General features: G+C 44.3%; 8 protein-coding genes. 4 read left to right on the top strand and 4 right to left on the bottom strand.

The genetic code is table 11. The features are described from left to right. Positions 1-12: 12 nt before the first annotated feature. The 3 genes from M4S28_RS22490 (at position 13) to M4S28_RS22480 (ending at position 3302) form a co-directional block, all read left to right on the top strand. Entirely contained in the window at positions 13-1155 is a 1143-nt protein-coding gene (locus M4S28_RS22490) for an acyl-CoA desaturase (RefSeq protein WP_004731281.1), read from the top strand. A gap of 279 nt (positions 1156-1434) precedes the next feature. Then, entirely contained in the window at positions 1435-2808 is a 1374-nt protein-coding gene (locus M4S28_RS22485) for an endonuclease/exonuclease/phosphatase family protein (protein ID WP_249632925.1), read from the top strand. 203 nt (positions 2809-3011) lie between these two features. Continuing rightward, the gene (locus tag M4S28_RS22480) at positions 3012-3302 is read left to right on the top strand and encodes a putative quinol monooxygenase (protein WP_017082114.1); all 291 of its coding nucleotides are present in this window, start codon (positions 3012-3014) and stop codon (positions 3300-3302) included. A 393-nt stretch (positions 3303-3695) separates the two neighbouring features. On the opposite strand, the gene manA is transcribed toward M4S28_RS22480, so the two are convergent. From manA to mngA, 4 genes are all read right to left on the bottom strand, one after another. Then, a complete protein-coding gene (gene manA / locus M4S28_RS22475; protein ID WP_249632924.1) occupies positions 3696-4883 on the bottom strand; it encodes a mannose-6-phosphate isomerase, class I in 1188 nt (395 codons plus the stop codon). Positions 4884-4885: 2 nt separating this feature from the next. Continuing rightward, complete coding sequence (locus tag M4S28_RS22470; RefSeq protein ID WP_249632923.1) at positions 4886-6052, bottom strand: glycerate kinase; 1167 nt, start codon at positions 6050-6052, stop codon at positions 4886-4888. Between the two features lie 45 nt (positions 6053-6097). Further along, entirely contained in the window at positions 6098-8737 is a 2640-nt protein-coding gene (mngB, locus tag M4S28_RS22465; protein ID WP_249632922.1) for a mannosylglycerate hydrolase, read from the bottom strand. A gap of 237 nt (positions 8738-8974) precedes the next feature. Next, the gene (gene mngA, locus M4S28_RS22460) at positions 8975-10909 is read right to left on the bottom strand and encodes a PTS 2-O-a-mannosyl-D-glycerate transporter subunit IIABC (protein WP_249632921.1); all 1935 of its coding nucleotides are present in this window, start codon (positions 10907-10909) and stop codon (positions 8975-8977) included. A gap of 317 nt (positions 10910-11226) precedes the next feature. Between mngA and M4S28_RS22455 the strand changes: the two genes are divergently transcribed. Beyond that, complete coding sequence (locus M4S28_RS22455; RefSeq protein ID WP_249632920.1) at positions 11227-11943, top strand: GntR family transcriptional regulator; 717 nt, start codon at positions 11227-11229, stop codon at positions 11941-11943. Positions 11944-11989: the final 46 nt, after the last annotated feature.

Genomic DNA, 11989 nt, shown 5'->3' with positions numbered 1-11989 from the left:
GGAAATTTACTAATGAATAGTGCCGATAAACCATCAACAAAAAAGCCACCACTAATCTGGCTCAATATTTTTGTTTTCTCTTTTAGCATGCTGCTTGCTGTTGTCGCGGCTCCCGTTTATGGCTACTTTTTTGGCTATGGTATGGAGCACTGGATATGGCTAGCGATCTGTTTTACGTTCTGCAACCTGTCTATCACGACGGGCTATCACCGCTTATGGTCACACAAAGCATTTGAAGCGCATTCAAGCCTAAGATTTCTATTTGCATTAGGTGGCGCATTTGCCTTACAAAACAGCGCGCTACACTGGTCTTCTGACCACCGAGTGCACCACAAGCATGTCGATAACAACGACAAAGATCCATACTCAGCAAAGCGTGGCTTTTGGTATTCGCACATCGGCTGGATGATTCGCAATTACAACACTGCAATGTACACAGATTACGAAAACTGTCGCGACCTAAAGAAAGATAAGATTGTTATGTGGCAGCACAAGCACTACGTTTTATTGGCATTGCTGATGAACTTCGGCGTTCCTATCGCATTAGGTGTTATTTACGGTGACGTGCTTGGCATGTTGTTAATTGTGGGTGCAGTTCGTTTGGTCCTCAACCACCACACCACATTCTTCATTAACTCTCTTGCTCATATCTGGGGTAGCCAACCTTTTACCGACAAAAACACAGCGCGTGACAACGGTGTGCTAGCGGTACTCACTTTTGGCGAAGGCTACCACAACTTCCACCACATCTTTGAGAACGACTACCGTAACGGCATCTACTGGTGGCAATACGATCCAACAAAATGGTTGATTAAGAGTGCTTCTTTAATGGGCTTAGCAAGCAAGCTTAAGAAAACACCACAAGCTCGTATTGAAAAAGCCGAGGCATCAATGTTATTAAAGCGCACGCAGCAAAAAATCATGCACCGTGCTGACAAGCAACAAATCGCGGAAAAGCTTCAACAAGAATTCGATGCGCTTGTATCAAACATGAACGAATACTACGAAGTCAAAAAGCAGCTAATTGAAAGTAAACGCGAAGACGTTGTGAAAAAGTACGAACACTCAGTACTTAAGGTTCGTTACCAACAAATCAAAATGAATTTTGAACAGCAGAAGAAAAATTGGGCGATGACAGTGGAACAATATGCTTAAAGTAAAGCAATACGCGTAACACCCCAATAACAACACTGTTTGATTCTCATTCAAAAGCCCTCATATTGCTATGAGGGCTTTTTTAATTCACAGCTCTAATTAAACCCATGAATTTTAAGTCTTTATTCTAATAAAAGACACTAGTTCCAAATGTCACATTTTCAATGCAACAAGATGTCAACTTGGGGCTCTACCTGTGACAAGTATCACTTACAGAATGATGTCCATCTCATAATATGCGCGTCCCAAATTTCTTTCAGCAAATAGCGGACCCACTTTATGAAATTGTTAAAAACATCTATCGCTTTCGCCATCTCTTCCGCACTTTTGATCGGGTGCAGTAGTGACACAGATTACGTTCAACCTGAAGAAGTAAAGATCGCGACTTACAACTTGTCTTTTGATCGTGCCACCTTCCAAGACCTTGTAACGGAAATGCAGATTGAGCCAAGCGCTCAAACAAAACTAGTGACCGACTATTTGGATAACACGATTGATGACGCTGACAAAGAAACGGCAGCAAAAGTTATTCAGATCCGCAACGTCGCAGCTGTGATTCAAAAGAATCGCCCTGACGTGCTTATGATGGCTGAATTTAACAATGACGGCACAGGTACTGATAAATCAGCGCTAGAAGGTTTTCAAAAGAACTATCTCTCTGTCGCTCAAAGTATTGAAGGTGCAGGTGGCGACGCAAACTTAGAGCCAATCTCATACCCATACTTTGAAAGCTACTCAACTAATACAGGTTTACTGAACGAATTTGGGTTTGATTTAGACAATGATGGTAACGCTGGAACACTGCCAGGAGATGCGTGGGGCTTCGGTTTGTATCATGGGCAATACGCATTTGCTCTGATGTCAAAATATGAAATCGACACAGCCAACACGCGTACATTCCAAAAATTTAAATGGAAAGATCTCGAAGGTGCTACTATTCCAACAATCACTGTTTGCGACGATCCTAGTAAGTTCCCAACAGGTATGGTTTGCGGCGAAGAGTGGTACACGAACGACGAATGGGCAGAAGTTCGCTTGTCTTCAAAGAACCACGTTGATGCGCCAATCCTCATCCCAACCAAAGATGGCACAGAAACTGTTCACTTACTGATGTCACATCCTACTCCGCCTGCTTTCGATGTAGGTAAGAACATTGAACAGAACGCAGCAGAAGTAGACTTCTGGCACCAATATATCCAGAACAAATCGTTCATTTATGACGACTCTGGAAAAACGGGTGGCCTTGAGCAAGGGCAACACTTTGTCATGATGGGCGATCAAAACCTAGATCCAGTTGATGGCGACGGCATTAGCTCTGTTATGCAGGACTTACACAACGATGCATTGGTTAACCAAGATGTCACCAATGGCTCATTGTATCCAACAAGTGATGGCGCGGCTGAGTATGCTGCTGATAAACCACTACACCATCCATTACCAAGTCGCATTACTTCAAATTTTGGATTGGCGGTCGACTACGCCCTACCATCAGCGACAATGAGCATCGTTGATTCTGGAGTATACTGGCCTGCCACAAATGAAGATGGCAGGACTTTAATCTTTGATTCTCGAATCCCAGATTCTAATGGCGATAGTAAAGAAATTTCATCTGATCACCGTATGGTTTGGATCAAAGCTGACTTCAATAACTAACCCATTCAATTGAGACCTAAAAAGGCCCCATTTTGCTATGGGGGCTTTTTTATGAGCGTAACCTACTCGCCACCAGCTTTAGGCTTTCAACTTGAATTGTGGATGCCAGAAACCATAGTTATTGGATTTCAGAACTCTTTCTTCAATCTGAATTTATACTTATATTACGTGAACTTATCGAGTTTAAAGCCAAGGAATTGAAAATGAGCAAACTGACTATTATTGCAACAATCGTCTCTAAAGAAGATAAGATTGAGTTAGTGAAATCAGAGATGATTAAATTGATCGACAAAACCCGTGTTGAAGACGGCTGTATTAACTACGATCTACACCAAGATAACAGTAACCCGGCTCATTTTGTATTTCATGAGAACTGGGAGTCTGAAGCTCATCTAGAGAAACACTTAGCGAGCCAACACATCGCCGAGTACATGGCTGCGACTGAAGATTGTATCGAAACCTTTGTGCTTAATAAAATGACTCACATTGCCTAACCAGTCACTCAGTACTGATTCAATAGAAAACCCTGCTCTGATCGCAGGGTTTTTCGTTTCTACAAGCTTATATCTGCTCATTCTAATAATGAAAAAACCCGCCAGAGTAGCGGGTATGGTCAATAATCATGACTGTCAAAGACAGATAGATAATACCAATCGTAGTAAATAACTGTCAGCCTAGCTGGTTCAAAAACTCGATAACTGCGTTAGAATTTTTGATTGTAGAATAACTACTTATCGAAAAATTCTGCCTTGTTCTCAAGTCTTTTTCCTGCGCTATTTCTAATCACTTACTTACTGTGATTGGTATAACAACCATCAATCCAATATTGAGTACCACTTTACAGTGGCACTCTGACATTTCTTTTGCTGATCGCTAGCACGGGGGCACTAGTTAAAAGCACGAGCCAAAATGCCATTCCCTTGATATTGGTAAACACTTGAATTACTACTTACAAAGACTGATTCTCCAGGCTTAAGAGAAACTGTCCGACCTTCTGAGGTGACGGTCGCCTCTCCTTCCACACAGAACAAGATCTCCGCGCTACGTAGATACTGTGACTTGCTCTCATCAGTCGCAGACAAGATATCAAAGCCAAAGTCATCCACTGGAATCGGATAGCTCATCTTGCCCTCTTTCAATACAGGCTTAAGGCGAATATCTTCTGGCTTAATCGGCTCAAAGATCGTGTTATCGATAAGCTCAGGAACGTCTATGTATTTGGGTGTAAGACCGGCGCGCAGCACATTGTCTGAGTTTGCCATAATCTCCAAACCTGTGCCTTGAACATAAGCGTGAGGTGTTTCTGCGAACAGGAACATCGCTTCACCGGGCGCCAGTTCAACCGTGTTGAGCATCAATGGTGCAAACAAACCAATATCACCCGGATAGTGCTGTTTGAATTCAATGCTGTATTGCAGAGCTTCGCGCCCCATGACCGTTTTAGCTGGTCGCGCATGTGCAGCATAAAGCTGATTAAGCGCAGACGCTTTGCGGTCACCTTCAAGAGACATAATTGCGCTAAAGAAAGACTTCAGAGAATCACTGTCGGCATTGGCTTTAAGTACATTAAGCTCAATCGCTAACGAAGGAATATCTGCTTCTTCGAACAAGGCAATAATATCGTCGATTGGACGAAAGCCATTCATCGCTTTGTAGAAGGTCAACGCATAAACCAACTCAGGCTTGTGGTTTGGATCTTTGTAATTACGATTTGACGCACTCAAAGGGATACCAAGTGCATTCTCTCGCTCAAAACCTAATTCAGATTTACGCTTATTCGGATGAACCTGAATCGACAACGGTGTTTCAGCTGCTAACACCTTAAATAAGAAAGGTAGCTCACCGAAACGTGCCGCAGTGTACCCACCTAAGACATCGATCCTATTTTCATCAATCATGTGAGAAAGCGGCTCACCAGTATCGCCTACTTTGGAGCAACCATTAGGATGAGCACCCATCCAAATTTCTGCTTGAGGTTCTTGGTTTGGGTTCACAATACCAAACAGTTGGTTAATGGAGTCTTTGCTTCCCCATGCGTAGTTTTGAATAACGTTGTCGAGTTTAAATAGAGACATAATTACTTCTCATTAAAAATCTGGCTGCCAAGCTTGAGCGTGGCGGCGATATTACGGGCAGTACGAGTCAGGTTTTGATTCGCTTCTAATAAAACTTGGTCTAAAGACTGAGGTGAACGTACAGTTCCAAATAAGCTAGACATTGAACCGTAAAGCTTTTCAACGTCTTGCCCCAAAGAGCCCGCAATTCCTATCGTTGGAATATTCAGCTTTTGAGCTCGCTGAGCGATACCGAAAGGTGTTTTACCTTGCAGGGTTTGGTTGTCCATCTGCCCCTCTCCAGTCACGACCAGTGAAGCACCTTCAAGAACCTTATCTGCATCCAAGGCATCTAATACCATCTCAATACCCGCTTTAATTTGGATATTGAATGCAAGACTTAACCCCAGAGGTGTGCCACCAGCAGCACCAAAACCAGCGGTGTCGCGATGATTAGTACCCGTATGTGCTTGTGCGATATCGGCAAAGTGACCGATCGCAATATCAAGTTGTTCAACTTGAGCTTTTGATGCTCCCTTCTGTGGACCAAACACGGCACTGGCTCCGCTTTCGCCACACAGTGGATTATTCACATCACATGCGACCACGAACATCACTTCTTTGCATCTAGGGTGCAGTCCATCAAGATCGATGCTGGCTAGCTGACTTAATTCGGCGCCGCCACCAGATAACTCATTGCCTTGCTTGTCTAGTAACTTGCCTCCCAAGGCTTGTAAGATGCCAGCACCTGCGTCATTGGTGGCACTACCGCCCAGACCAATGATGATCTGTTCCACGCCTTTATCTAGCGCATCTTTGATCAGCACCCCTGTGCCGTAAGACGATGCTGTTAGAGGTGATCTTTCTTCTACGGTTAATCGATCTAAACCCGATGCTTGGGCAAACTCCACCAAGGCAGTGTTTACGCTTTTACCATCAACCTGTTGCTCAAGTGAAGCCCAATAAGCCGTACATTCACGTCCGATTGGATCCGTCGTTTGCAGCCGTTGTTTCTTACCATTAAGCGCGTCTAGCAACACGTCTACCGTGCCTTCTCCGCCATCGGCGAGTGGCATTTTCACAAACTCTGCGTGAGGGAAAACGTCAGCAAACCCAAGCTCAATACAAGACGCAACTTGATGAGCGTCGAGTGATTCTTTAAATGAATCAGGGGCAATTACAATTTTCATTGTCGTTCACCATTCCCGCCCACCAAGGTGAGCGGGTGATTAAAATTAGAATTTAATTTGGAATGTTTTTGCTTGGCAAGATGCCAAGTGGCCGAAGTCTTCAGATACTACATCACCTTCGCGTACTCGCTCGTCCATGCTTGTCTCTTTCCAACTTGAAACGGTTTGAGTGAAGGAGATTGAATCTGACACTGAACCTGTTTCTGCCGGGTTGTAGACACGCAGTATCAACGCATCTTCATCTTCCGCTTTCTTCAGCACACTCAGCACAGCGCCTGATTGTTGCTTAGACAGAAGGCTAAAACTCATCGGTAGGTTTTGCTCACCCACATTCAGCTTCATCGCGTTGTAAGGGATCTTGTTGTAGCATTCGATTTGAGTGACATTGTCACGTGCTTGCGCCATGACGTTCGCGTCAATATGGTTGCCAGAGAAGCCACACAGCGTGAATTCACACACTAACTTGCCGCGCACTTGTGAATCTGGTGTCGGGATTTTGATGCCTGATGGACGGCCCGGACGAAGCAATAGCTCTTCTTTGCCTAATACGCCAATACCGCGGAATAGTGTCAGTGCGAAGGTATCTCTATTCTCGCCACCTTGGGATGCAATCACTTCAAATTCACGCAGACCATTCGACATGATCGCCATACCCGCTTTGCCGTTTTCTAACGCTGCAAAGTTCATTAACTGATACACAGGAACTGGTGCTTCTTTCCACTTTTCTTCTTCCCAAACCGCCATAGCAGGGTCATTGGTTGGTCGAGTAATACAACCGAACTGGTTATCTGCAACCACAGTTTCAGAAACGAATGGCGTTGGTACTAGCACACGTACACGGTGGTCGTCGGCTTGGTTGTCTAGCTCCATGCGTACTTCGATGCGGCGAGAACCTTGCTTCAATACCACTTGGCATTGCGCTTCAACGAATCCGTTTTGACCCGTGCGTTCTTCACGCTCTGCAAGGTTTGCAGGTACGTTCATTCGGAAAGCGATGTTCGCTACCGATTGGAAGCCTTGGTGGGCAATTGATGTTTCTACCGGGAATTCATCTGAGTACAGTAACCATTCTTGACGAGATGGAGAGTAGTCGTATTCATCGCCGTCATCAGAGCCGTCTTCTAAACGAAGGACTTGGTCGAATACTTGCTCTGTCTCTTTATCGAAAATAGTCAGAGTACCGTTGTCGTTTACATTGATTCGGTAGTATTCGTTTTCTAATAGGTAGTCCTTTTGCTCGGCAACTTTTACAGCGCCCTTCTCGTTACCTTGGATGTGTAACGTGGTGAAGCCCATTGCTGGAACACTACGTTTGATTTGAATATCAAACTCCATGAACGGGTCGTAGTTACCGTAGTGAACGATTTGGCGGTCTACTTTACCCGGGTCAATTTGGCGCTTGTCTTGGATGAAGTACTCAACTGGATTTTCGTTTTCATCAAAGATTGAGAATTCTTGAGCACGGATAGTAATGGTTGTGTTCACCACTTCTTCACGCTCGTATGGAGAAAAGTTAAACATCGCCAACTTGTCGCAACCTTCGCGATCTGGCATGTGGTCAACAATCTTACGCTTGTAGAAATGAATCAGGTTGGTCGCCATGTCGTCCGCAAGGATGTAACGGTTAAGGATCTCAGCGTGAACCTTGTCAGAACAGCAGCAGCCAATCGAGTCATGAGCGTGGTTCTTCATGCTCTCTTTCCACATTTTCTCAATCAAACCGTGGTGGTATTCAAAGCCTAATGTCCAAGCGATAGATGCTAGCGGTTCTAAGATATTTACAATCTTGTTTTCGATTTCTGCATGGATCAGTTTGATGTCCATACGCGTAGAAGAAATCGTACGGTGAACACGCATGTATTTTCCGTCGTTGAATTCACCTTTGATTGTATCGAGTTGGTCGCGTGCCGCTTCTACTTTTTCGAATACTTCTTCAAAGCGGCTCATTGAGAATTCGCGATCTGGGTAGATTTCGCGAAGTTTGTCCATTACTTCAAAGATGTCTTTTTGAATCGGCATTTGGTCATGGCCATTCGGCAGCAAAATGTCTTTCGTTACCGATGGCTTTTCTAGCACTGGGAAGTACTTATCTAAACGAGCACGCAAGCCTTCTTCGTCTTGTGGAAGGTATTTGCCAATTGCGTAACCTAGCGGAAGCACTTGTGCCGTAACTTCACTGCCGTCATTAGACTGCCATAAGAATTCTGTTTTGTTGGTGCCATGACGCTCTGAACAACCACGCCAAAACATTGCACGCGTGATGTCGAAACCGTTATAGATCATCGGCAGTTGAGAACTCATGCTGAATGAATCTGGTAGGTAACCAATCTTCATTGCGTCGCCAAATTTCATACAGTCACGAATGCCATACATCATGTTACGCACAATCGACTCACCAGAAACTTGCATTGTGTCGGTTTGAGAATACCAAGGGCCAATAATAAGCTTGCCCGCTTCAACCAATGCTTTTACGCGTTCTGTGTTCTCTGGTTTGATCGCAAAGTAGTCTTCTAGAACAGCGGTTTGACCATCTAGAACGTAGTATTTGTATTCTGGATCACTCTCCAGACGGTTCATGATTTCTTCCATGTTGTTCACAAGAAGAATGCGAGACTCTTCTGTTGTGAAATACCATTCACGATCCCAGTGCATGTGTGGAGTAATATGTACGCGTGATGTAGTCATAATCATTTACCTAAATGTGTCGCTTCGAGTAAATCTAAAATTCGAACTCAAATACGACTAAATTAACGTTTTTCAAGGGGTTAAAATTGGCTGCCACTAAATTTAGGGTGCAGAAAACCACGCCCAGAATCTGTGTGAATTAAACCGTTAGGAGCACAGGTATTTAGGACAGCCAAGTTGTTCGTTATTTTTTATATGGTGTTTTAATTGCGAGTTAGAAGTTAGCTCAAAATTTAGTTAGTTCTGTGTTGCAGTACTTGCTTCAAACTTACCCTTTTTTACAGCATGACCACGCCACATCAGAAGAGTAACAGTTGAAATCACTGTGCCGACAATCGCAGCACCGAACCAGATTGCAGCAGCAGAGAATGCGCCCAAACCTGAATCGTGTAACAAGAAGATAGAGAAGATACCTGCGCCCGGAGTCGATAGACCAATACCTGCCGCGCCAACCATCGCACCTGTAACCACTGATCCTAGTAAGAATGAGCCGATTACACGGATTGGATCTTCAATCGCCATTGGGATTGCACCTTCGGTAATACCCGCTAGGCCAAGTAGCCATGTAGATTTACCGGTTTCAATCTCAAAGTCTTTAAATAGGCGTGGAGCAATCATGGTTGAAGCCGTTACGGTGAACGCTGATACCATTTTTACTGAACCAAAGATTGCGTATGGGCCATAAACACCGTTCGCCATTGCACCTAAACAGAATGCGTAAGCGGCTTTGTTTACCGGCCCACCCAAGTCGAATGATACAAACAGACCAAGAATCGCACCCAATAACAGCGCATTGGTGCCTGACATACCGTTCAACCAGTCCGTAAGACCTTGGTTTAGGAACGCTACAGGTTTACCGATAACAAATAGCATCAAGCTACCTGCCACCAAAGTACCGATCACCGGATAAAGGTAGAAAGTAAGGAAGCCGTTAAACGCAGGGCCTAAGCGAACATGCTCTTTTACCCAACGCATCACGTAACCAGCAATCAAACCACCAATAACACCGCCTAGGAAACCAGAGCCAATGATGTTTGCTGCAATACCTGCGGCAAAACCAGGACCAAGTGCGGGTTTGTCTGCTAATGAGTAAGCTGTGTAAGCCGCCAATACTGGCACCATCAATGTACCCAGTAGGCCGCCACCTAGTTTGCGATACATCCATAGCCAAGAATCTTTTGTTGCGTAGAGCTCTTGCAGGTCAAAAATTTGCGCGATAAGAACAGCAACCGCAAGAACAGTACCACCAGCAACGATAAGAGGAACCGCGTAAGAAATACCAGAAAGCAGTGCTTGTTTGAGCTCAGTTTTCAGTGGCAGTTTCTTTGGTTTATCATCAGTAGCTACTTTACGCTCTGCACCGTTGCCTTTTTTCGACTCTTCGATCGCTTCGTTTAAAATGCGCTCACCGTGTTTAATCGGTTCTGCGACTGGCGTTTCAATACGAGGAATGCCGTTAAAGCGCTCAGATTCTTTAATCGCCACTTCAGCAGCAAAAACACACGCCACAGCATTGTTTAATTGCTCAGCCGTTAAGCGATCTTCAATACCGTTTGCGCCCTGCTTTTCAACATGAACCTTGTAGCCAAGCTTTTTGCCCGCCTTTTCAAGATATTCTGCCGCCATATAGGTATGAGCAATGCCAGCAGGGCAAGCAGTAACACATACAATTGTCGGTGCATTTGTATCTAAGTTGTCTTGTTTTTCTTCTTGTTGATTGTCGCCATCAAGAAGCGCAAAGATTTCTTCAGCGGTTGTCGCTTTTAATACCGCTTCGCGAACATCGTCGTCAACCAATGTAGTTGTCAGTGCGGTAAGCAGATGCATGTGGGTAGAACCCGCTTCTGCATTTGGAATCGCAATTAGGAAGATAAGATTGACATCTTCGTCTTCATCCAAGCCTTTCCATTTCATGTCTTCTTTAAGCGTTGCTACAGCGAAGCCAGCTTCTTTAACCGCGTCAGTCTTGCCATGCGGTACTGCTAGGCCTTCGCCAAGCGCTGTCGGGCCTTGCTCTTCACGAGCAAATACTGCATCAAGATACTCTTGCTTGTTATGCAGTTTGCCTTGCTGATCCAGTTGGTCAGCAAGTGCGTAAATCGCTTCTTCTCGACTGCTAAACGTAGTTTGCAGATTTACGAGCGACTTATTCGTTAGAGTAGTAAGTTTCATAACCTTTGTCCCATAGTCACGGATTAGTACGACAGTCGTCCCTGTCGACAAGAAGAATAATACAACTTCAAGACATTTAATCCGTGATCACGATCTCACCAATACATATTTGTATTTAATTTGTATTTAAATCGTATTGGCAAATCCTTTAAGAAAGCTTGTTATGTATCGTTTAATTTGTATTATATGTACTACAAAACGCCGATACGACGCTCACACTAACCTTTAAAGCAAGGCTTATATAGAGCAAATTTACGTATTTAAGGTACAGGTTGTTAATCAAAGTCTAGTTGTTCTAGCGCACAAATGAGGCAAAAATGGTAAGACTCCCTATGTATCGCCAAATCGCAGATGCAATAAGAGAAAAGATCAGTTCTGGAGAATATAAAGTTGGAGAAGCACTCCCAACAGAAGCGCAATTGCGTGAAGTATTCTCGGTAAGCCGTGTGACGGTTAGGCAAGCGTTGAAACTACTGATCGAAAACGATGAGCTTGAAAGCGTTCAAGGCAGCGGCACTTACGTCAAAGAGAACAAGATCAATTACGACATCTACAAACAGTCGAGCTTTCAAGAAAAATGGGCGCATTTGGATGTGGTTACACATAGTAACGTTCTGGCCTTTGAAATGAAGCCGTGTTCTTTGGCGATGTCTGAGCATTTAGATATCAAAGAAGGCGAATTGGTTTTCTACGTAAAGCGTGTTCGTTTCATAGACAACAATCCAATCACGGTTGAAGAAACTTGGTTACCTGTTGCCCTATTCCCAGATCTCACCTATCAAGTGATGCAGACATCAAAGTACGACTTTATTGAGAACACCAAAGGCATGGTAATTGATAGAAGTGAGCAAGAACTGGTGCCGATTCTTCCGCCTGAAGATGTTGCGAAACAGCTAGGTATTGACCCAGCTCAGCCTATCATTGAAAAACGTACTCGCGGTTACCTCGCCAATAACACGGTGTTTGAATACAGCCGTAACTACTTCACGTCTAACGATTACCGATTTACGTTGGTCGCAAGACGCCAGAGATAATACTCATCAGCGAGTTTCTATAGTCGCAATATGACCAACACAGAGA

The sequence above is a fragment of the Vibrio sp. J383 genome, assembly GCF_023503985.1.
GTDB lineage: Bacteria > Pseudomonadota > Gammaproteobacteria > Enterobacterales > Vibrionaceae > Vibrio > Vibrio splendidus.
This window is presented reverse-complemented; position numbering and strand designations above follow the sequence as displayed.

What these genes read in the sequence shown, in the direction of transcription:
- M4S28_RS22470 (WP_249632923.1), bottom strand. Translation starts at nt 6,052, where the DNA reads ATGAAAATTGTAATTGCCCCTGATTCATTTAAAGAATCACTCGACGCT.
- M4S28_RS22455 (WP_249632920.1), top strand. Translation starts at nt 11,227, where the DNA reads ATGGTAAGACTCCCTATGTATCGCCAAATCGCAGATGCAATAAGAGAA.
- M4S28_RS22485 (WP_249632925.1), top strand. Translation starts at nt 1,435, where the DNA reads ATGAAATTGTTAAAAACATCTATCGCTTTCGCCATCTCTTCCGCACTT.
- M4S28_RS22480 (WP_017082114.1), top strand. Translation starts at nt 3,012, where the DNA reads ATGAGCAAACTGACTATTATTGCAACAATCGTCTCTAAAGAAGATAAG.
- M4S28_RS22490 (WP_004731281.1), top strand. Translation starts at nt 13, where the DNA reads ATGAATAGTGCCGATAAACCATCAACAAAAAAGCCACCACTAATCTGG.
- mngB (WP_249632922.1), bottom strand. Translation starts at nt 8,737, where the DNA reads ATGACTACATCACGCGTACATATTACTCCACACATGCACTGGGATCGT.
- manA (WP_249632924.1), bottom strand. Translation starts at nt 4,883, where the DNA reads ATGTCTCTATTTAAACTCGACAACGTTATTCAAAACTACGCATGGGGA.
- mngA (WP_249632921.1), bottom strand. Translation starts at nt 10,909, where the DNA reads ATGAAACTTACTACTCTAACGAATAAGTCGCTCGTAAATCTGCAAACT.